The organism is Mesorhizobium sp. CO1-1-11 (assembly GCF_020164995.1).
Classification (GTDB): Bacteria; Pseudomonadota; Alphaproteobacteria; order Rhizobiales; family Rhizobiaceae; genus Mesorhizobium; species Mesorhizobium australicum.
In genome coordinates, this window is the sequence record NZ_JAIUHE010000017.1 from 54125 (window position 1) to 75662 (window position 21538).

Annotated in this window: 17 protein-coding genes; 16 read left to right on the plus strand and 1 reads right to left on the minus strand. The window is 60.8% G+C overall.

Features of this window, described 5'->3' with window-relative positions; genetic code table 11:
* The first annotated feature begins 34 nt into the window (after positions 1–34).
* The 4 genes from hutU to LB554_RS20420 all read left to right on the plus strand — a co-directional run bounded on the left by hutU (position 35) and on the right by LB554_RS20420 (position 6076).
* Positions 35–1690: a urocanate hydratase gene (hutU, locus tag LB554_RS20405; protein WP_224586519.1), complete on the plus strand. Its 1656-nt coding sequence runs from the start codon at positions 35–37 to the stop codon at positions 1688–1690.
* A gap of 34 nt (positions 1691–1724) precedes the next feature.
* Complete coding sequence (gene hutI, locus LB554_RS20410) at positions 1725–3005, plus strand: imidazolonepropionase (protein ID WP_224586520.1); 1281 nt, start codon at positions 1725–1727, stop codon at positions 3003–3005.
* Between the two features lie 47 nt (positions 3006–3052).
* Positions 3053–4588, plus strand: coding sequence for a histidine ammonia-lyase (gene hutH / locus LB554_RS20415; protein WP_224586523.1), 1536 nt, complete (start codon positions 3053–3055; stop codon positions 4586–4588).
* Positions 4589–4663: 75 nt separating this feature from the next.
* Complete coding sequence (locus LB554_RS20420) at positions 4664–6076, plus strand: FAD-binding oxidoreductase (protein WP_224586525.1); 1413 nt, start codon at positions 4664–4666, stop codon at positions 6074–6076.
* Here LB554_RS20420 and LB554_RS20425 read toward each other — a convergent pair.
* Positions 6073–6837 carry a hypothetical protein gene (locus LB554_RS20425; RefSeq protein WP_224586527.1) on the minus strand — a complete coding sequence of 255 codons (765 nt, stop codon included), beginning with the start codon at positions 6835–6837 and terminating at the stop codon, positions 6073–6075. The two genes, LB554_RS20420 and LB554_RS20425, sit on opposite strands and share 4 nt — an antisense overlap.
* Before the next feature lie 83 nt (positions 6838–6920).
* On the opposite strand from LB554_RS20425, the gene hisC reads away from it, so the two are divergent.
* The 12 genes from hisC (at position 6921) to LB554_RS20485 (ending at position 21276) form a co-directional block, all read left to right on the plus strand.
* Entirely contained in the window at positions 6921–8021 is a 1101-nt protein-coding gene (hisC, locus tag LB554_RS20430) for a histidinol-phosphate transaminase (protein ID WP_224586529.1), read from the plus strand.
* Positions 8018–9442, plus strand: a complete 1425-nt coding sequence (gene hutF, locus LB554_RS20435) for a formimidoylglutamate deiminase (RefSeq protein ID WP_224586531.1) — start codon at positions 8018–8020, stop codon at positions 9440–9442. Before hisC ends, hutF begins: the two co-directional genes overlap by 4 nt.
* Positions 9443–9472: 30 nt before the next feature.
* A complete protein-coding gene (locus LB554_RS20440; RefSeq protein WP_224586704.1) occupies positions 9473–10636 on the plus strand; it encodes a CoA transferase in 1164 nt (387 codons plus the stop codon).
* Positions 10637–10683: 47 nt separating this feature from the next.
* Positions 10684–12363, plus strand: coding sequence for an acyl-CoA dehydrogenase family protein (locus LB554_RS20445; protein WP_224586533.1), 1680 nt, complete (start codon positions 10684–10686; stop codon positions 12361–12363).
* 10 nt (positions 12364–12373) lie between these two features.
* Positions 12374–13189 carry a MaoC family dehydratase N-terminal domain-containing protein gene (locus LB554_RS20450; RefSeq protein WP_224586534.1) on the plus strand — a complete coding sequence of 272 codons (816 nt, stop codon included), beginning with the start codon at positions 12374–12376 and terminating at the stop codon, positions 13187–13189.
* 24 nt (positions 13190–13213) lie between these two features.
* Positions 13214–14185 (plus strand): succinylglutamate desuccinylase/aspartoacylase family protein, encoded by a 972-nt coding sequence (locus tag LB554_RS20455; protein WP_224586536.1) that lies wholly within the window; start codon positions 13214–13216, stop codon positions 14183–14185.
* Between the two features lie 323 nt (positions 14186–14508).
* Entirely contained in the window at positions 14509–15609 is a 1101-nt protein-coding gene (locus LB554_RS20460; protein WP_411962640.1) for an ABC transporter ATP-binding protein, read from the plus strand.
* 44 nt (positions 15610–15653) lie between these two features.
* Positions 15654–16787: a PotD/PotF family extracellular solute-binding protein gene (locus tag LB554_RS20465; RefSeq protein ID WP_224586540.1), complete on the plus strand. Its 1134-nt coding sequence runs from the start codon at positions 15654–15656 to the stop codon at positions 16785–16787.
* A gap of 129 nt (positions 16788–16916) precedes the next feature.
* Entirely contained in the window at positions 16917–17819 is a 903-nt protein-coding gene (locus tag LB554_RS20470; RefSeq protein ID WP_224586543.1) for an ABC transporter permease, read from the plus strand.
* Positions 17816–18625: an ABC transporter permease gene (locus tag LB554_RS20475; protein ID WP_224586545.1), complete on the plus strand. Its 810-nt coding sequence runs from the start codon at positions 17816–17818 to the stop codon at positions 18623–18625. The genes LB554_RS20470 and LB554_RS20475 overlap by 4 nt, the downstream gene beginning before the upstream one ends.
* 51 nt (positions 18626–18676) lie before the next feature.
* Complete coding sequence (locus LB554_RS20480) at positions 18677–19915, plus strand: alpha-hydroxy acid oxidase (protein ID WP_224586547.1); 1239 nt, start codon at positions 18677–18679, stop codon at positions 19913–19915.
* Between the two features lie 116 nt (positions 19916–20031).
* Positions 20032–21276: an MFS transporter gene (locus LB554_RS20485; RefSeq protein ID WP_224586549.1), complete on the plus strand. Its 1245-nt coding sequence runs from the start codon at positions 20032–20034 to the stop codon at positions 21274–21276.
* The last annotated feature ends 262 nt before the right edge of the window (positions 21277–21538 follow it).

Here is a 21538-nt window from a genome sequence, read left to right on the forward strand (position 1 = left end):
CTGCTCAATGTGAGCTCTGATAGGAAGGACGCCAATGAGATTGCCTCCCAATGAACGGATACTGGCCCCGCGCGGCTTGGAGCTGAACACCAAGGGCTGGCAGCAGGAGACGCCGTTCCGGCTGCTGATGAACAATCTGGAGGTCGCTGAAAAGCCTCGGGAGCTGATCGTCTATGGAGGGCGCGGAAAGGCGGCCAGGAATTGGGAAAGCTACTTCCAGATCCTTGAAAGCCTTCGCAATCTGGAGGGTGACGAAACCCTGATCGTCCAGTCAGGCAAGCCCGTTGCGGTCTGGCAGACCAATGAGTGGGCGCCGCGCGTCCTCATCTCGAACGCGATGCTGGTCCCCTATTGGAGCACGCTTGAGCACTTCAACGAGCTCGAGGCCAAAGGGCTGACGATGTATGGGCAGATGACTGCCGGCAGCTGGTGCAACATCGGGTCCCAAGGCATCGTGCAGGGAACCTACGAGACCTTCGCCACAATCGCCAAGATGAAGTTTGGCGGGACGCTGAAGGGCCGCATCTCGATCACTGGCGGCCTCGGCATGTTCAGCGGGATCATGCCCCATTGCATCACCTTGAACGGCGGTGTGAGCATCGGCGTCGAGATCGATCCGGAGCGGATCGCCCGCCGCATCGAGCTCGGGTTTGTCCACGAACAGGTCGACAATGCTGATGAGGCCTATCGTAGGGCTCAGGAATATGCCGCCCGCGGCGAAGCGCGGGCAATCGCCTTGCTCGGCAACATTGCGGATGTGCTGGATTATTACCTTGAAAAGGGCAACCACTTCGACATCGTGACCGATCAGTCCTCGGCCCACGATATGCTGGAGGGCTACGTTCCTGGCGGGATGACTTATCCCGAGGCTCTGGCACTCAGGCGTAGCGACCCGACCGACTATATCCGGCGGGCGCGCGAGACCAGTGTCAAGCAGGTCAAGGCGATGGTCGGCTATCAGCGCCGCGGGGCGATGGTCTTCGACTATGGAAACAACGTCCGGCAAGAGGCCCTCAACGCGGGCTACAAGGATGCCTTTGCATTTCCCGGCTTCGTCGAGGCATTCATCCGGCCGCTGTTTTGCGAGGGCCGCGGACCGTTCCGCTGGATCTGCCTTTCCGGCGAGGAAAGCGACTTGCGCAAGACAGAGGCGGCGGCGCTGCACGAGTTCGGTGACGACGAAGTCTTCGCCAACTGGATCAAGCTGGCCTCGAAGCACCAGCCCATCGAGGGGCTGCCCGCGCGTCTCGGCTATCTCGGTTTTGGCCAAAGGGCGCATTTCGGCCTCGTTCTCAACGAGATGGTGCGTTCGGGCGAACTCAAGGGTCCCGTCGCGATCAGCCGTGATCATCTTGACACTGGCTCGGTCGCGTCACCGAACCGCGAAACCGAGCGAATGCTCGACGGCAGCGACGCCGTTGCGGATTGGCCCATTCTTAACGCGATGCTCAACGTGGCATGCGGCGCCACCTATGTCGCCATGCATAATGGCGGTGGCGTTGGCATCGGCTATTCCACGCACAGTGGCGTGGTCGTGCTTGCCGACGGCACGGATCTCGGCGCCAAGAAGGTTGAACGCTGCCTGACGGTCGACTGCGGCATGGGTGTCGTGCGCCATGCTGACGCCGGCTACGACATCGCGATCAGAACCGCGAAAGCGAAAGGCATCAGAATGCCGATGCTTGCCTAAGTGCCAAAATCGCTCCGCAACAAAGGTGGCATAAATGCTGGCAGACCTGATTGTCCAAAACACGCGTGAGATCGTCACCCCCGTCGCAACGGGGGCGCCATTGAAGGGGGCTGAGCTTGGCGCGCCCCGTGTGCTGGCCGATGGCGCGCTCGCCTCGTATGAGGGCCGCATCGTCGCGGTCGGGCCCCGCAAGGATCTGCTTGCGGGGATCGAGCTTACTCCTGACGCCCTTGTCTTGGATGCAGGGCAACGTGTTGTCGTCCCAGGACTGGTCGACCCTCACACGCATCTGCTCTTCGCAGGCGGACGCGAAGATGAATTCCAGATGCGTGTGAGGGGGGAGAGTTATCTGGAGATCGGTCGCAAGGGCGGCGGCATAGTCAGGACCACGGCCGCAACCCGCTCTGCCTCGCAAGATGCGCTGGTGGAGCAGGGGCGGGCTCATCTCCGGATGATGATGCGCCAGGGCACAACATCGGTGGAGATCAAAAGCGGGTATGGCCTCTCGACCGAAAGCGAATTGGCGATGCTCCGCGCCATCCGGATCCTGCGTGAGACCGACAAGGCCAGCATTCGCTCGACCTTCCTCGGCGCTCACGCAGTGCCACCTGAGTACAAGGCAAGTCCCGACCGCTATGTCGATCTGGTCATCTCCGAAATGTTGCCGGCTGTCCATGCCGCAGGTCTCGCCGACTATTGCGACGTATTCTGTGAAACGGGCTACTTCGATGTCGACCAATCACGAGAGATCCTGCGTGCGGCCAAAAGCCTGGGCATGAAACTCAAGGTTCATGGCAATGAGCTTGCACCGTCTGGCGGATGCCGCCTGGCGGCGGAGATGGGAGCGGTCAGTGTCGATCATTGCAACTGCTTGGACGACGGTGACCTCGAAGCGCTGAGGGCCGTAGGAACGATGGCGGTTGGGCTGCCCGGCACTCCGTTCTTCAAGCTGGCTCCGACTTATGCCAATGGCCGGCGCATCGTCGATGCCGGCGTGGCCCTCGCATTGGCCACCGACTACAACCCGACAGCTTCCATCTCCTCGATGCATTTCGTGATGTTCCTCGGCTGTCTGGAGATGGGGCTGGAGCCGGCCGAAGCGCTGTGCGCTTCAACGCTCAACGCCGCTTTCGCCATGGGCGTCGAAGATAGCGCGGGCTCGCTCGAGGTCGGCAAATCCGCCGATCTCCTGATTCTCGATGTGGAGGACTTCCGTCATGTGCCGTTTTACGTTGGCCGCGACATCATCGATCTCGTCGTTAAGGGCGGCAAGCCGGTCGCCGGCAAGCGGCTCGCAGGCGGCACCTGGCATTGAATCCGCGATCGGCTGCCAGCAAAATCAGCTAACCTTGGAGTGCGCCTGTGACCATACAAAAAATCGAACTCAATCCCGGAGCAGTGACGCTCAAAACGTTGAAAAGGGTATTCTATCACAATGATCAGATCGAGCTCGCTCCAGGAGCCCGAGGCCAGGTCGAGGCCTGCGCCCGGCAGGTTCAGTCCATCATCGATAGCGGACAAGTCGTTTACGCGCTGAATACCGGATTCGGCAAGTTCTCGCAGACACGGGTAACGACGGAGCAAATGGAACTCCTTCAGCGCAATCTAGTGCTGTCGCACAGCACCGGGATCGGGGACCTGTTGCCGGACGAAACCGTTCGGCTCATGCTCGTCTTGAAGGTCATCGCCCTGGCCCGCGGCTTCTCGGGCGTGCGTTATGACGTCATCGATTTTCTGCTGAGGTTGATCAATGCGGAGGTCTATCCCTGCATTCCCGCCAAGGGATCGGTGGGCGCATCAGGGGATCTGGCACCGCTCTCGCACATGGCGTCGGCGATGATCGGCGTCGGTCAGATGCGCGTCAAAGGGCACGTCGTGCCGGCACAGGAAGGCCTGCGCGCCGCCGGGCTCGAGCCTTACAGACTTGGTCCGAAAGAAGGTGTCGGGCTGGTGAACGGCACGCAGACGTCCACCGCTCTCGCCCTTCAAGGGCTGTTTGTGGCCGAGCACGCCATGGCGGCGGCGATCTGCACCGGCGCCTTGTCCGTCGAGGCGGCGGCCGGCCTGCACGGCCCTTACGATCCGCGCATCCATGCCGCCCGGGGGCAGGCTGGCCAGCAGAAAGTGGCAGCCGAGATCCTTCGCCTCGTCACTGGCAGCGGGATCCGCCACGCCAACGGCAACAGCGGCAAGGTCCAGGACCCTTACTCCTTGCGCTGTCAATCGCAGGTTCTGGGTGCTGCCCTCGACGCCATGCATTACGCGGCTGGTGTGCTGGAGATCGAAAGCAACGGTGTTTCAGACAGTCCGCTTGTCTTCACCGAGGAGGGCGACGTGGTGTCGGGCGGCAATTTCCACGCCGAGCCGGTGGCCATTGCCGCGGACGTGCTCGCGATCGCGACCGCAGAGACCGGCGCGATTTCGGAACGCCGACTTGCCCTCCTGATCGATCCGATCTTCAGCGGCCTGCCAGCCTTCCTGATCAAGGACGGAGGCATCAATTCCGGCTTCATGAACGTCCAGGTTTCAGCCGCTGCCCTTGCCTCGGAAAACAAGTCGCTCGCGCACCCGGCCAGCGTTGACTCGATCCCCACGTCGGCAGGCCAGGAAGACCACGTGTCTATGGCGACCTTCGCCGCGCGAAGGACGGTCGATATGGCACGCAATACGAGCGCGATCGTCGGCTGCGAGCTTCTCGGCGCCGCGCAAGGCATCGATCTGCGCAGACCGCTGCAGACGACGCCGGTGCTCGAAGACTTCGTGTCGGCCGTCAGACAGCGTTCCAGCTTTCTGGAGGTCGATCGGTTCATGGCGCCCGACATCGAGGCGACGACCGGCATGGTCGTGGATGGATATTTCTATGACACCGTATCCGGGGTGCTGCCTTCGGCCGCGTGAGATCAGATCATCGTGTTGCGAGCGCCCCAGCCGTTGTTCGCGGCTGGGGCGGCCGGTCGCTTGCAGGAGGAGTCCATGGTGCTGTCCCCGGTTGAAAATGTCATTGCCCGAATCCGCGAGATCGCGGGAGACCGCGTCTCCCAAGGCCAAGCTGATCGAGAGGCGCATTCGCATGGGGAGTCCTGGCATGCTGCGCCATTGCCGGACGCCGTCGTCTACGCCCAGAATGCGGAAGAGGTCGCCCGCATCGCAAGGATATGTCACGACGCGCGTGTGCCGCTGATACCCTTCGGTACGGGCACATCGCTGGAGGGGCACGTCACCGCCGTGAAGGGCGGCATCACGCTCGATCTCAGCAGGATGAACAAGATCGTCGAGGTCAACTCGGAGGATCTGGATTGCACCATCGAGCCTGGCGTTACCCGGCTTCAGCTAAACGACCATATTCGTGATCGCGGCCTGTTCTTCCCGATCGACCCCGGGGCGGACGCATCACTCGGAGGAATGGCCTCCACGCGCGCCTCGGGTACCAACGCTGTCCGGTATGGCACGATGCGGGAGAATGTGCTCGCCCTTGAGGTGGTGCTGGCTGACGGGACAGCTCTACGCACGGGCACGCGAGCGCGCAAGTCCGCGGCCGGCTACGATTTGACAAAGCTATTTGTCGGTGCCGAGGGGACGCTTGGAATCATCACTAGGCTTAGTCTGCGGCTGCACGGGATCCCCGAGACGATCGTTGCCGCGGTATGCTCGTTCGAAACGCTCGGTGGAGCTGTCGATACGGTCATTCAAACAATACAGTCGGGCATTCCCATCGCCCGAGTCGAACTCCTGGATGACGTGCAGATGGACGCTGTCAACCGCTATTCCAAGCTTAGTTATGCGGCGACATCTACCCTGTTCTTTGAGTTTCATGGGACGCCTCGCGCCGTTGAGGAGCATGTGGCTAGGGTTCGTGAAATCGCTTCGGAGAACGGCGGCGGCGCGTTCTCCTGGGCCGAGAATACCGAACAGCGCAACGCATTGTGGAAGGCGCGCCACACAGCCTACTATGCCGCTCTTGCCTTGCGGCCCGGCTCCAAGGGCTGGTCGACCGACGTCTGCGTGCCGATATCGCGCTTGACGCAATGTGTTCTACAAACGAAGGCGGACATCGAAGCAAGCGGCCTCCTTGCACCAATCGTTGGTCACGTGGGCGATGGCAATTTTCACCTTGCTCATGTGATAGATCCAGACGACAGAGATCTGTTGGCGCGCACTTATGCCTTCAACGAGCGCCTGGCGGACCGGGCGCTCGCCTTTGGCGGCACTTGCACCGGCGAGCATGGCATCGGGACAGGGAAGATGCGTTTTCTCGAGATCGAGGCCGGCGAGGGCGCGATCGAGACCATGTCCCGAATCAAGCGAACTCTTGATCCCAACAACATCATGAATCCTGGGAAAATCTTGCGGCTTCCCGAAAACAGCGACGCCGCCAAGCTTTTTTAGCCTGCCATCAACTGGTCAAGAGAGTTCGGCAGGTCGGTGCCATCCGCGAGGCACATTGCATGTGTCATCATCGCCTGATTGCCGGTGAGCACGCGCCCTCGGAGCAGTGAAGCGTGCAGCTTCGGCAGTGCCTGCCAGGTTCTCATGGCGGTACAGGGAACGAGCAGCACGTCGGCCGATGGATCATCCGCTTCTGCCAGTGCCTGCCGGATCGACCCGATGCTGAGGGTGGACATGGCACGATCGTCCGCCAGCGACAATGTCAGCGCGCGCGCCACTTCAAATCCTTCGGCTTCATAGGCAGCTACTGTTTTCTGGTTGATGGCGGAATCCGCGGTGGTCAGCAGCAGCCCAATGCGCCGGACGCCTGCGGCTCTGAGCACGGCAATGGCCGCTGCCCCAGGATCTGTCACCTTCAAATTCGGCCGTCCGAGCTTCAGCATGGCCGACAGTTCGTCGCGGCCGATCGCGAGCGCGGCAGCAGCGCAGGCCACCGCAATGACGTCGAGCCTGTCGTCGCGAAGCAATGTGTCGGCTACCTTGGCGATTGGCTGGGCAAGATCGGCAAGGGATTGGCGAGTGAAGTCGCGCGGATCGGCAATCCGGGCGACATGTAGCGTTTGATCTTCTCTCGTCAGCGCATGGGCGCACTCGGTCTCGCAAACCGGATCACGGCCCAGAACCAGAAGCCCGATCCGACCGCGGGCGCCCGGGCCCGCATCGAAATTTTTGTCGGTCGTCACCGGCAGTACAGAAGGCATCTGAAACCTCGATTTCCTATTGACGGGTTCATGAGCAGTGATAAAAGTATATACCGGTATGAACAGCACAGCAAGGACGTCGCATGTCCCTTACAGTACGACCCGGAATCGAGCAGATCGTTGGTTATGTTCCGGGAGAAGCGCGATCGCCGGCGAACACGCGGCCCTTGCGCCTTGCGTCGAACGAACTGCCATTTGGTCCCTCCAAGGCCGTCAAAAGCGCGGCGTCGGCGATCTGCGCGGTGGCGAATAGATATCCTGACGGAGGCGCGGTGCTGCTCAGAGAGCAGATAGGCCGACTTCACCGGCTCGAGGTCGACCGGGTCCTTGCGGGATCGGGATCGGAGGAGCTGCTGCAGCTGGTATGCCGTGCATTCGCCAAGGACGGAGACGAGGTGCTTAGCAGCCAGTACGGCTTCATGATGTATCCGATCATCGCCAGAAGTGTTGGTGCCACCCCGACATTTGCGGAGGAACGGGACTTTCACGTCGATGTGCGCGCCATGCTGGCGGCCGTGACGCCGGCGACGCGCGTGGTGTTCTTGACCAATCCGGCAAATCCAGCGGGCACCTACGTCCCAAGGTCGGACCTTGAATTGCTCATCCGCGAGCTGCCTTCGGACGTCGTCTTGGTAATCGATGAGGCCTATGCGGAATTTGTCGACGCACCGGACTTTGCTTCCGCGCTGCCCTATGCGCGCGAGGCGTCGAACGTGGTCGTTACCAGAACGTTCTCGAAAATCTTCGGATTGGGTGGACTGCGGGTCGGATGGGCATACGCGCCGCGCGAAGTGGTCGAAGCGGTCAACAAGATCCGCCTGCCTTTCAATGTCTCGGCCGTCGGCCAGGCAGCCGCGATCGCCGCAATGCACGAGCCCGACCACGTCCAGCGGACACGCGCTTACATACGCCAGGCGCGCGAATGGACGTCGGAGCGCTTGCTCAAGCTGGGACTGCAGGTGGCGCCGAGCGTCACGAGCTTTATCTTAGTGGGATTCCCGACCGGGTGCCCCGGGACGGCCGCAGAAGCCGTTGTCGACTTGCGGTCAAGCGGCATTCTCGTGCGGCCACTAGGCGCCTACGGATTGCACAATCACATACGCATCACGATCGGGGCGCATTCGGACATGCGTCGGGTCGCAGCGAGGCTTGCCTCGTACCTGAAGCGAGCGGCACGTAAATGAGTTCGGCGTCACTGGCCGCGGATCAACCTGTAGCGTCGGTCAAGGCTTCGAGCGAGCGGCTGTTTGCTCGCACGGCCTTGCTGCCGCAGGGCTGGGCGCAGGATGTCGCAATCGACATCGACGGAGACAGGATCGTTTCGGTGACAGCCGGCGCAAAGCCGGCGGGCGAGATTCTCGACGTCGTGATACCGGGTATCCCAAATCTCCATTCGCACGCCTTTCAGCGGCTAGTCGCCGGTCTGGCGGAATCGAGAGGCGCGCGCTCGGATTCGTTCTGGTCTTGGCGCGACTTCATGTTCCGCGTGCTTGGCGCTCTCGATCCGGACACGCTTGAGGACATCTATGCTTTCGTCTTCGCTTCGATGGTTGAAGCGGGCTACACGTCCGTCGCGGAATTCCATTACGTCCACAACAATCCCGATGGCGGCTCCTACGATAACGATGCGGAAATGTCGTTGCGCGCGGTTGCGGCGGCGCGAACCGCCGGTCTGCCGATAACGCACCTGCCGGTTGTGTATTGCAGGGGTGGATTTCGTGACGAACCTTTAAGCGCTCACCAAAGGCGGCTCGCCTGCGAACTCGACCGTTCGCAGGCCATAGCCATCGCGGTGCGCGAGGCGTTCAAGGATTGGGATAGCCTCAACGTCGGGCTGGCACCGCACTCGCTTCGGGCGGTCGCGCCGTCACTGTTACGTCCGCTCGCCGATGCCGTCAGCGAGCTTGGGCCGGCCTCGGTGATGCACATTCACGTTTCCGAGCAGGTCCAGGAAGTCCAGGAGTGCCTGTCCGTCCATGGGCTGACCCCGATCGAACTTTTGTCTCGATCAGTCGACCTGAACGAGCGATGGAGCCTTGTTCATTGTACGCAGGCCAAGCCTGAGGAGCTTGCGGAGATCGCGCGCTGCGGCGCCACGGTTGTTCTGTGCCCAGTTACCGAGGCGAACCTTGGCGACGGTGCGATCGACTTGCCAGCCTTGGTCCAAAGCGGCGCGCGCTTCGGTATCGGCTCAGACTCGCAGGCATCGCTCGACCCGTGGCGTGAGTTCATGCTCCTTGAGTATTCGCAACGCTTCCGACTGAGGCAGCGCAATATTGCGTGCGACGATCGCCGGTCGGTTGGCCGCTTTCTTTCCCAGGACTGCGCCTCGGCAGGCGCAAAGGCTCTCGGCAGATCAACCGGGCAGCTTGCACCCGGCTACAAGGCCGACATAGTCGAGTTGCGGCGTGACGCGGATCCATGTCTGGCACTCCTGTCGGGCGACCAATTCCTGGACGCCTGGATCTTTGCTGCCCACCGGTCCCGCCCCGCTTCGGTCTTTGTGGGCGGCCGCCGCATGGTCGAGAATGGAATGCACAAGGCGTCACGGGCGTTGAAGCAACGCTATCTCAAAGCCGTCGAACGACTGCGCGGACAGCTCTAGGAGGTCGCGATTTACCAGCTGCTGCAAGATATTAAAGTCGTTGAGTGGAGCGCCTTTGTTGCTGCTCCGCTCGCCGGAATGACGCTTGCGCTGCTTGGCGCGGAGGTGATCAAAGTGCAGCCGAAACGCGGCGCGCCGGATCAAGGGCGATGGCCGCTCTCTGAAGAAGGCGCGAGCCTGTTTTGGCATGAATTGAACAAAGCCAAACAGACAGTCACCTGGGACTTCTCCGATACCGCGTCCCACGAGGCCTTTGTTGATCTTCTTGCCCATAACGGACGAATCCTGATTTCGAGTCTGCCGCTTCCCGACCCTGTCTCGATCGTCAGGCTGAAGGAGCGCATCCCGGACCTGATCGTGCTTGAGCTTCAGGGGCATCCCGACGGATCGCCGGCGGTCGACTATACAGTGCAGGCCATGACCGGCTGGCCAGAAGCGACCGGTCCCTCCCAAGGGGCCGAGCCGATCAACAATCCCGTCCCCACCTGGGATATTGCCACAGGCTATCTGGCTGCCGTCAGTGTTCTGGCGGCGGTCGACAGGCGGCGCCGCACTGGCGCAGGCGCGCATATCCGGCTCGCGCTGACGGATGTGGCGCTGTCGACGATGTGCGGTCTTGGTCTCGCCGCCGAAGTTGCGCTGACAGGCGCGACCACGCGCGCGCGTTTCGGCAACAACGTCTACGGCACCTTCGGCCAGGATTTCCAAACCAGGGACGGCCACCGCGTGATGGTGGTGGCAGTCACGCGGCGCCAGTGGACGGCCTTCGTCAACGCCATCGGCGTTGCGGCGGATCTTGCGAAGCTCAGCGAAACGACAGGGCTGAAGCTCGATGACGAGGGGCATCGCTTCCGTCTGCGCGAAGAGATCCGGCTGATCTGCGCGCCGTGGTTCCTCGATCGCGATGTCGACGGGATCGCAGCGGTTCTTGATCGGGCAGGAATCCTATGGTCGCGGTATAGGTCGATTGCTGAAGCTCTTTCAGACCCGTCCCGGTTTACCCACGGGACCGACATCGTGGAAACGATCGATCACCCTGGTGTTCCTCCGGTGCCGACAGCCGGGCTGCCGCTTCGTCTGGTTGACGAACCCCGTCTCGCCACCGCGCCAAGCCCCGAAGCTGTCCGCGCCTCGGCCCATGATGGCGACAAAAACATGATCGCCAGCGCCGATGACGGCAGGCGTCCAAAATAATCGACGATCGATTGATTAGCACAAGCAAGGCAGGAGCGGTTCGAGCAGTGGCCCTTGATGATGAATGTTTCGACGGCTTTTCACCCGCGCGCATTACCGCGCTTGAGGAAGCAATCGATGGATACGCCAGGCAGGCGATCGCGGTTGCGGCAACCGACCTCGCCGAGGCGACCGAGCCACGCGGGTTTGAGCACAGCCAGGGCCGTACCCACGGCGTGGCATGGATCGCGGCCTATGCCGAGGCGCTGCGCTCGACCATCAGATGGTACGCCGCTCTCCAGGAGAGCGGACAAGAAAAGCCGATCGATCGTCTGCTGTTTGCCGTGGGCGTGGGTCGCTACCTGGACGACATGACGCATGGGATTGCGTTGAGCGCGACGGAGACCGTCCGGCCCGCCACCGTCGGCCTTGGCCCCGCCGCGAGCGAGCTGGAAGCCAACCCTGACGTTGCTGCGCTGATTGGCTGCGCTCAAAGCGACAAGTACAAAAGAAGGCTTGCTGAGGAACTGCGCAGTCAACCGCGCGGTGAGTTGGGGAGCTTTGCGCAAGATGAGTCCCTTGAGTTGATACGTGGGCAGTTCCGGCGGATCGCGGAAGATCTCATCACGCCGGTTTGCTCGACCTGGCATGCCCGCGATCTTCTCATTCCGGACGCGCTGGTCAGCGAGCTTGGCGAGATGGGTGCGTACGGGATTACCATGCCCGAGCAGTTCGGTGGTTCCAATCTCGGCCTGGAAGCGCAGTGTGTTGTCACCGAGGAACTCTCGCGTGGCTACCTCGGTGCGGGCTCCCTGGTAACGCGAGCAGAAATCGCCTGCACTCTCATCCACGCCAATGGCACGCAGGATCAGAAGCGGCGCTACCTGGAGCCGCTCGCCACTGGTCGCTCTCTTGCCACCGCCGTGTTTACCGAGCCTGGAGCGGGATCGGACCTTGGCAGCCTCAAGACCAGGGCGGTTCGCGATGGCGATTGCTATCGCATTTCAGGTGCAAAGACATGGATCACCCACGCCGCTCGGGCCGACATCATGATGGTCCTGGCGCGCACCGATGCCGACCAGCCGGGCTATGCGGGTCTGTCTATGTTTGTCGTGGAGAAGCCGCGCGGCACCGACAGGGATCCGTTTCCCGCAGCAGGAATGAGCGGCGGTGAGATACCCGTCCTGGGTTACCGGGGCATGCGGGAATATGAAATATCCTTCGACAATTTCGAAGTCCCAGCTTCCGCTTTGCTTGGAGGCGAGGAGGGGCAGGGATTCCGGCAGCTCATGGCCACCTTCGAGTCAGCGCGCATCCAGACGGCCGCGCGCGCCCTCGGGGTGGCGCATAACGCGCTGGACCTCGCGCTTGACTATGCGAAGCAGCGAACTCAGTTCGACCGTCCGATCATCGAGTTCTCGCGTATCGCCAACAAGATCGCCAACATCGCCGCAGAGATCATGGTCGTCCGCCAGGCCGTCTACAGTGCCGCCAGACAACACGCGACCGGAGCTCGCTGCGACGTGGAGGCTGGCATGGCCAAGCTACTGGCCGCGCGCATAGCCTGGCTTGCCGCGGACGATTCCCTGCAAATCCACGGCGGCAACGGCTACGCGCTCGAATTCCCGATCAGCCGCGTTCTCTGCGACTCCCGCATCCTGTCGGTGTTCGAGGGTGCGGCCGAAATCCAGGCCCATGTGGTGGTTCGCGGGCTCGTTGCCCGAGCAAGGAACCTGCGCAATGCATAGTCAAACCGCGATGGTCGCGATCAACGTGGAAGGCGCGCGGTTGCTGGCGGCCACACTCAGCCTGGAGCTTGATCTCAGAGAGGGAACGGCTCTGCCCCCCTGCTGGCATTGGGTCTATCTCCATCCCCATGCCAGGACCGAGGACCTGCGTCAGGATGGCCACCCGCTGGAGGCGGCGCCTCATCCGGAGGCATCGCAGTGGCCGCGGATGTGGGGATCGGGATCTCTGCGCTGGCATGATGAGATCAGGCTTGGAGAGATGCTGCGCCACGAGCGCTCCATCGCCGATGTCAAAATGAAGACCGGAAGGTCCGGCCGCCTTTGCGTCTGCGACATCGTTCATCGATGGAGCCGGGACGCAGACCTGCTTCTCGAGGAAGTCCAGACGATCGTCTATCGCGAGCCAGGCGAAGCGCCGCAGGCGCGGCCCGACCGCCCGAGCAATAACGACCCGGTCACTTCCTGCCTCGCCGCGCCATCGTGGGAACATACTTTTTGCGAAACGGAGTTGTTCCGCTATTCGGCGCTAACGTTCAATGCGCACCGCATACATTATGACGCCGACTATGCGCGCGACGTCGAAGGCCATCCAGGCCTGGTGGTGCACGGTCCCTTGCTGGCCACGCTGACGGCAGGCTTCGCGCAGGCGTCGACTGGAGACCTCTCGCGCCTGTCGCAGTTTGAATACCGCATCATGGCTCCCGTGTTCTGCCGGCAGGAAGCGAGGTTCTTGTTCGACGCCAGCAGCGGAGCGGCCTGCGTCGTGTCAAATGGAAGAACCACTCTGACCGCCCAATGCCGGTTCACCGGCGAACGGCCGGCGTGACCAGCATTGCAACGAGGTGTGTTTATGCAACCGCGATTTGATCGGGACGGCAAAAACTGGGGCATACTGCCGGTTCCGCACTCAAGCCACGAATCGGCTTACGGACAGATCGAAGTACCGGTGGGCGTCATCAGGAACGGCGCAGGTCCAACGATACTGCTCGTCGCCGGCAACCATGGTGACGAGTATGAGGGGCAGTTTGTGCTCAGGCGGCTGTTTCGTGAAACCGAGCCTAGCGACGTGGGCGGCCGGATCCTGATCGTCCCTTGCGCCAACCCGCCAGCCGTGTTCGCCTCGTCAAGGACATCGCCGCTCGATCAGGGCAATTTGAATCGCCTTTTTCCCGGCGAGAGATCGGGCGGCCCAACCGCAATCATCGCCAATACGATGACCGAGATTTTGCTGCCTCTGGCCGACTACCTGGTCGACCTCCACTCCGGTGGATCTTCGCTGGAGTATTTGCCGTCAACGATCATCCAGCGCGTGCGAGACGAGAAGATCTACGCAATGCAGCAAGACATGGCGCGAGCCTTCGCAGCGCCCCTCAGCCTGGTCTACGACGCCCTTCCCGGTCTCGAGCGCTCGCTCAGCGGCACGGCCATCTACATGGGCGTGCCCAGTATCGCAACTGAGCTCGGCGGCGGCGGTGTATGTACCCCGGGCACCATAGAAATCGGATATCGCGGTGTTCGCGGCGTGCTCGGCCGACTGGGGCTGCTTACCGCCCAGGATCCTAGAGCCGCGGGTGAGACCCTGTTCGTCGACACAAATACAGACTATCTCCGATCGCCCGATGACGGTTTTTTCGAGCCTCGCGCCGAGCTGGGCGACGACGTCGAAGAGGGTCAGATCGCGGGACTCCTTCACCGATTTTCCGACCTGGATGAAGCCCCTCGGCTCTTGCGATTTGGCAGCGCGGGACGCGTCGTGTGCAGGCGCGCGCAAACCAGGAGCGGTCGGGGAGACTGCCTCTTTCACACCGCCAAAGCCGCCTGATCGCGCACGCCGATGACATGGTCCGGTATCAGTGGATCGGCGATGCCACAAGCTGCATGAACAGGATTCGCTAGCCCGCCCAACGCATGTGGGCTTGCCAGCCGCCTGACAATATGAGCCGGCGCGTCAGGCGCCGATCAGTCGCAAAAACGTTTGTCGCGCGAATCCATATTGCCGAGCGGTCTATACCAGTATATAGTAGAATGAACAGCTTGGCCTTAAAGCAAGCGAAGGGGAAATAGCGGGTGACAGAATTGACCTCAATACCTGGATTCCAGCTTGCAGCCCAAGGTTTGACGGAGGCAAGCGCACCCGCCAACGCCATCCCAAAGCGGGAAACGAAGGTGTTGGTTTCGGTGGACAAAGTGTCCAAGCGCTTCGGTGACTTCGTCGCCGTGGACGATGTCTCCTTTCAGCTCAACGCCGGGCAGTTCCTCACCATTCTCGGCCCGAGCGGCTGCGGCAAGAGCACGTTGCTGCGCCTTATCGCCGGCTTCATGGAGCTCAGCACAGGCCATATCCTGATCGATGACAAGCCGGTGGAGGCGGTCCCGCCGCACCGTCGCTCGATCGGCATGGTGTTCCAGCGCCTCGCTCTGTTTCCGCACATGACCGTGGCGGAGAACGTGGCCTTCCCGCTCAAGATGCGGCGCTTCGACCCCAAGACGATTCCCGCTCGGGTCGACCGGTATCTCAGCTTGGTGCAGCTCAAAGGCTATCAGAACCGGCGGATTTCGGAACTGTCGGGCGGCCAGCAGCAGAGGGTGGCGATTGCGCGCGCCCTGGTTTTCGAGCCGGCTCTTCTCTTGCTCGACGAGCCGCTCGCTGCCTTGGACAAGAAGCTGCGCGAGGAAATGCAGATCGAGTTCCGCAGAATTCAGCGGGAGCTCGGCGTCACAACGATCAATGTCACCCACGACCAGCGCGAGGCGCTGGTGATGTCCGACCGCGTGATGGTCATGAATGACGGGCGGGTGCAGCAGTTCGCAGCGCCGGAAGTCGCCTATCAGTCGCCTAGCAACCGTTTCGTCGCCGATTTTATCGGCATGACGAATTTCTTCGAGGGCGACTTCTCATCGAGCGAGGGCGCGCCGTCGGTCGAGATAGCGAACGCAAAGATCGAAGTTGATCCTCGCGACAATGGCGTTCTTCGCGAAGGCGCCCGTGTCCAGTGTGCAATCCGCGCGCACAGTATCCTGGTTGGACCCGACGCCGAGCGGGATGCTGACGTCAAATTCAAGGCGAATATTGTCGAGTCTATTTTCGAAGGAGAGAGATTGATCTTGGAAGTCAAAATTCCAGAATTGAACGACGTCATTTTCAAGATCATTAGTCATCACGTAGACGAGGCCGGCCAGTTGAAATTCGGTGCGAACACTACAATCGGCTGGAAAAAGGAAAAACTGCTCCTCTTTGAGGTGTGAATAAAAATCAGCTGTAGACCTAACTCTAAAATGGGAGAATAAACATGAGTGGGAATGACAAAAATCCAACAGTATCCGCGGTGACGCGTCGCGAGATCCTGAAAAGCACTGTCGCGACCGGCATCGCTGCGGCTCTTGGTGCCGGCGTCACCCTGTCGGCGCGCCCCGCGCGCTCGGCCGGCGAGCCGGACAAGCCGTCCCAGCTGATCGTCCGAGCTTGGGGCGGCAGCTGGTCGAAAGCGCTCGAGGACACCGTGTCGAAGCCATTCACGGAAATGACCGGCATCAAGGTCGTCCACGACAACACCTTCCATACGGAAATGAAGACCAAGATCTGGCAGGCGCAGGCGCAGAAGCGCGAACTGCCTTGCCACGTCACGTGGGATACGACCGCAAACGCGGTGACATCGGCAAGGCACGGTTCCGCCGTCGATCTCTCCGACCTCAGTAACATTCCGCAGATGCGGGACATCGCCGTTCCGAGCGGCGCCGGCGGCATTCCCTACATAAACATGTATATCTATGTCTATTGCATGGGCTATGCGCCAAGCAAGTTTCCCGCCGGCGCGCCCGACAGCTGGGCGGCGTTCCTGGATCCCAAATTCAAGGGTCGTGTCGGCCTGTTCTCAAGCGGCAACGGCACGATCCACATCGCCCAGATAGCTGCCGGCGGCAAGCTCTCGGACTATCCGGACAATATGGAGGCCGGCTGGAAGTGGATCGAGGCCGTGAGAGCGCAGAACCCGGTGCTCGGCAAGGATGAGGACATCACCCGATGGGTCCAGCAGCGAGAGATCGACGTGTCGATGAATGCCATCGCCGACATGATCGACTTCAAGCGCGCCGGCGGTGACATCGCCTGGACGGTACCGAAGGAAGGGGCCTATGCGACGACAGACTGCCTCTGGGTTCCGAAGGGCCTGCCTGAAAACGAGGAGTATTGGGCCAAGCAATATATCAACCTCTCGATGAAGGATGAGGTCAGTCAGAAGTGGTGTGACCTCCTCGGCAATCCGAGCTTGAACAAGAAGTTCGTCGCTCCCAAGGACTTTGCCAATGACCCGGCATATCCCTCTAAAGAAGAAGACTTCAAGCGGCTGGTGATCCTGCCCATGGACGTCGAAGTCGACAATTGGGACAAATGGGTGCTGCGCTTCAAGTCCATTATGAACGTTTGAGTTGAACGCTGCGAGGCGGGATGTGGGTCGTCGTCGTGCATCCCGCTTTGCGCTGAATTCACTGGGAAGATTGTCGTGGGCACCTCCAGCACTGCTAGCCGATCCTACCGCCTGCCTCTGCGATGGAGGGTGGCTGACGCCGTCGAACATCTGTTTGCTTTGTGCCTTGGCAAAACCGTCCGCCGAGCCGCGCCCTATATCTGGTTGATTCCGGCCTTCATCCTTGTCGGCTTGTTGGCCGCTGGCATGATGCTCATGGTGGTCGACAGCTTCCATCAGCTCGACCAAAGCACATTCCTTCTCTCGGACGCTTTCTCGCTGGCCAACTATCAGCAGCTTCTGGCTCAGCCGGTCTTCAAGGTCGTGCTGTTGCGTTCGATTCTGTACTCGCTCATTGTGACGGCGATAACGGTGCCGCTCTCATTTCCCTATGCCTACGTGATGGTGCGCACGAAATCGGCACTTCTGCGCCGCATTCTGCTTTTCTGCCTATTCGTCCCCTTCTTCATCGGCTCGGTTGTCCGCGCCTACAGCTGGATTATCGTGCTTGGCCGGTACGGCCTTGCCAATGAGATGATAGAATTCGTCGGCCTGGAGCCGATCAAGATGCTCTATACGCCCTTCGCGGTGGTGGTCGGGCTGACCCAGTATATGCTGCCCTTCTCCGTGCTGATGATTGCGCCCGCGCTCACCTCCATCCCGGAAGAGATCGAGATGGCGGCCGAAGGACTCGGGGCCTCATGGGTTCAGGCCTTGGCGCGCATCGTTTTCCCGATGGCCAAGCCAGGTATAGTCGCTGCCACGATCGTGGTGTTCACGCTGTCACTGACGGACTACGCGATGCCTGCCATGATGGGAGGCGGGACTTTCGACTTCGTATCGAACCTTGTCTACGACGTCTTTTTTGGAATGTCGGACTGGGGTTTGGGATCGGCCTTCATGATCCTCCTTGTGATCGTCGGAACCCTGATGGTGATCCTCATAATGGCCGCCTTTGATCTCCCCGCAATCTTGAAGAGGGCATTGAAATGAATGAAGCACCTCTTCGGCGGTTCATTTTTGGCAGCCTCACCCTGTTCTGTGTTGTCTTCCTGACGGTGCCAACCGTCATCGTCGTTATCTCATCCTTCAATGCTGGAAACATTCTGCAATTTCCGCCGGATGGGCTTTCGCTGAGATGGTATAGATCGCTTGCCAGCCAGACCGATATTCAATCGGCGGTCATACGCTCGCTCTATGTCGCGACCATCTGCACCGTGCTGTCGATCCCGGTGGGCACGCTCGCGGCTCTGGCGATGAACAGGTACAGGATTCGGTTTCTAGCCTTTGTCAGGCTCTACCTGCTTCTCCCCTTCACCATTCCCGTTGTTGTGTCGGGCATCTCGTTGCTTATTCTTTACGGAGAGATGAACCTGGTCGACAACCTATGGGGCGTTGGGGTGGCGCTGTGCGCGATCAATCTCCCCTTCATGATCTGGGCAGTGGCGGCAAGCGTCAACGCGCTCGATTTCGATCTCGAGAACGCCGCTGCCAATCTCGGCGCGCCGCCGCTGCAGTCGTTTCTTTTTGTGACGGTTCCCGCTGTCACGCCCGGCATCGTAACCGGGGCCTTGCTGATGTTCATTCTGGCAATGAACGAATTCGTGGTGAGCTTGCTACTGGTCAGCAAGCGGACCATGACGCTGCCTGTCCAGCTCTTCTTGTCGATCCGCTCGAACGTGACGCCGGACGTAGCGGCAGTCGCGGTGATTTACATCGTCATATCGGCTCTCGCGATCGTGACTCTGGATCGTCTGGTCGGGCTGGACCTGTTCCTGAAGTCGCGCATCACGGTCTAGGCGGTGCGTGGTGTCGACTTCCATGGACGCTCGCAGTTGGTGTGGAACGTCATGAGCGGTCAGCCCAGGCGGCCTCAGTCGATCGCGGAGTTTCGGGAAGCGGCCAGGCGGGCATTGCCCAAAATGGTGTTCGATTTTTTCGACGGCGGCGCTTACGAGGAGACCACGCTCAGGCACAATCGCGAAGCCCTCGACCAGAAGCGCTTGATGGCCTCGGCGCCCGTCGATGTCTCCATCCGGTCGCAGCAAACGACGCTTTTCGGCAAGACGTACGCGATGCCGCTGATCATCGGCCCGACAGGGCTCGCCGGCGTCGCCTGGCCTGACGGCGACGTCGCGCTGGCTCGGGCAGCCGGCAAAGCGGGTATTCCGTTCGTCATGAGCACGGCGGCCACCTGCACACAGGAGAAAGTCGCGGGCGCCACGCAAAACAAGTGGATGCAGCTTTACATTTTCAAGGATCGGAATTTTAGCCACAGGATCGTGGACAAGGCAGACGCGCTCGGCTTCGAGGCGCTGGAGGTCACGGTAGACAGCGCAGTCGCTGGAAGGCGGCTGCGCGATGTTCGCAACGGCTTCTCACTTCCGTTCCGATGGAGCCCTTCAAAGATATTCAGCCTCGCCACGCATCCGGCCTGGACCTTGCGAATGGCGCTGGCCGGGAGCCCTCAATTGGAAGTCATGGCCGCCGAGCTCGGGCTCCAGGAAACGCACACCATCTCGGAACTGATGCAGAGTCAGCTCGACCCATCGGTCACATGGGACGACATCGCTCGCTTGCGCGATCGCTGGAAGAAGCCGCTCATCGTAAAAGGCCTCCTTGATCCTCGGCATGTCAAACGCGCTATCGCAATCGGTGTTGATGGCATCGTGATCTCAAACCATGGCGGCCGGCAGCTGGACGGAGCCGCGTCTACAATCGATGTTCTGCCGGAATTCGCGTCCGAGGCGGGAGGCCGACTGACACTGTTGATCGACAGTGGTTTTCGCACTGGCGCTGATATTGCGCGCGCCTTGTCGCTTGGAGCTAGCGCAGTGCAGGTGGGCCGGGCAACGCTCTATGCGCTTTCGACGGGTGGCGAAGGTTCCGTCGCGCACGCGATTGCGCTTCTAAAACAGGAGCTTGATATTGTGCAGGCTCTGACCGGTGCAAGCCGCATCGAGAACTTCCATCCCAGGATGATCCACCAACAAAGGCCGATAGACGCGGTCACACTCTCCGAATCGCATCTTAGTGGCTCAGCGAAAAAGCGCTGGTCCGATGACAACTCGAGCACCACGGAGTCCTGAATAGAATCGTCGGAAAATGTTGCGCGACAATAGCGCTGTTTCGCTGCACGCGGATGCCGTCTGGCGGTGGCGCAGACAAGCGCCGAGCTGAGAACTATTGAAGGGACGCGAGGAAATTGCACTCCGTAAAGTCAAAAACGGCAGCCTTCGATGGCTGGCTTGTCGTGGCAGCCGCATTTATCGTCACCTTTATCGGCTTTGGCAGCGCCTATACCTTCAGCTCATTTATTGCGCCCTTACAACAAGAATTCGGAGCTTCCCGAGGGTCGGTGTCGCTCGTCTTTTCACTTGCAGCCTTCCTGTATTTTAGCTTGGGCACTGTATCCGGTCCGTTGGCTGATCGTTTCGGCGCGAGACCCCTTGTCGCAGGCGGAATGGGCCTGGTTGGCCTGGGTCTCATTCTGGCAAGTCAGGCTCAATCGTTCGTGCAAGTTTATGCGGCATACAGCATTGGCGTGGGCGTCGGTGTGGGTGGCGCATATGTTCCTACGCTGGGCGCAGTCCAGCGACGGTTTGTGAAATGTCGCGGATTCGCTTCGGGACTGGCCGTAAGCGGCATTGGCGTCGGCACGCTTGTGATGCCCTTGCTCGCCACATGGTTGATCGCAATCTTTGGCTGGCGGACTGCCTATCTCGTCTTGGGTGGCCTTGCCGTTGCCATCGGCTGCAGCGTCGCCCTCTTCATCATTGACGATCCAGGACAGCGCAGCCCTGCGCGAGATGGCCTACCTTTTCAATCCGTTCCAGCTGTGCATGGTGGGCGAGGGCTATCGATCGCAGAGGCCGTTCGCACGCCGCGCTTTGTCGGCCTTTATGCCGCCTGCCTTATCAGTGCATTTGGCGTCTTCGTGCCATTTGTGCATCTGGTCCCGTATGCTGTCGATCGCGGCGTCTCCCTTGGCTCCGCAGTAGCGCTTCTGAGCATGATTGGCATCGGAAGCACGGTTGGCAGGTTCTTCCTCAGCGGCATTGCCGACCGGATGGGCAGGGATGCATTCTTGGTCGGAATGTACCTCGGAATGAGCGCTTCGCTCGCGATGTGGGCGATAGCAGGAGAATTCTGGTCCCTAACATCCTTCGCTTTGCTGTTCGGTATTTTCTATGGCGGCTGGGTCGCGATACTTCCTGCCTTGGTAACAGACCACTTTGGCGGGCGCCATGTGAGTGGGATAATCGGCGTACTGTATACCAGCATCGGGTTTGGAACCTTGTTGGGTCCGAGCACAGCGGGTTATTTTTTCGATCTCAGCCATAGTTACTTTTTGCCAATAGTAGCCAGCGCGCTCGCTAATATGGCCGCCGTGGCTATCGCAGTCGCCACCAACAAGTCGAGATCGCCCATGAACACCGTGCAAACGTGACGAGCCCCGAAGTTCAATGGCTGTTACGATCGTCCTTGGCAGGCGACCGGGAAGCGCTGTCTCGCGCAACCGCGTATCACGTATTGACATCAATCGGCGCCGAGGCGGCCGCCAGGCGCAACGAGGGCGTTTTGAGCGTGCTGGTCGTGGCCAAGATGCCACCCCGGGTTGACGGGTACATCGCCCACATCGGCATTTTGTCGGTCCTCTCAGAGCGCTTTGGAGCCGGTCAGCCGCGACGGCTAACTGGCTCCTCCAAGGT

Coding starts and splice junctions, on each gene's coding strand:
- hutU (WP_224586519.1), top strand. CDS start 35: ATGAGATTGCCTCCCAATGAACGGATACTGGCCCCGCGCGGCTTGGAG.
- hutI (WP_224586520.1), top strand. CDS start 1,725: ATGCTGGCAGACCTGATTGTCCAAAACACGCGTGAGATCGTCACCCCC.
- LB554_RS20420 (WP_224586525.1), top strand. CDS start 4,664: ATGGTGCTGTCCCCGGTTGAAAATGTCATTGCCCGAATCCGCGAGATC.
- LB554_RS20425 (WP_224586527.1), bottom strand. CDS start 6,837: ATGCCTTCTGTACTGCCGGTGACGACCGACAAAAATTTCGATGCGGGC.
- hisC (WP_224586529.1), top strand. CDS start 6,921: ATGTCCCTTACAGTACGACCCGGAATCGAGCAGATCGTTGGTTATGTT.
- hutF (WP_224586531.1), top strand. CDS start 8,018: ATGAGTTCGGCGTCACTGGCCGCGGATCAACCTGTAGCGTCGGTCAAG.
- LB554_RS20450 (WP_224586534.1), top strand. CDS start 12,374: ATGGTCGCGATCAACGTGGAAGGCGCGCGGTTGCTGGCGGCCACACTC.
- LB554_RS20455 (WP_224586536.1), top strand. CDS start 13,214: ATGCAACCGCGATTTGATCGGGACGGCAAAAACTGGGGCATACTGCCG.
- LB554_RS20465 (WP_224586540.1), top strand. CDS start 15,654: ATGAGTGGGAATGACAAAAATCCAACAGTATCCGCGGTGACGCGTCGC.
- LB554_RS20475 (WP_224586545.1), top strand. CDS start 17,816: ATGAATGAAGCACCTCTTCGGCGGTTCATTTTTGGCAGCCTCACCCTG.
- LB554_RS20480 (WP_224586547.1), top strand. CDS start 18,677: ATGAGCGGTCAGCCCAGGCGGCCTCAGTCGATCGCGGAGTTTCGGGAA.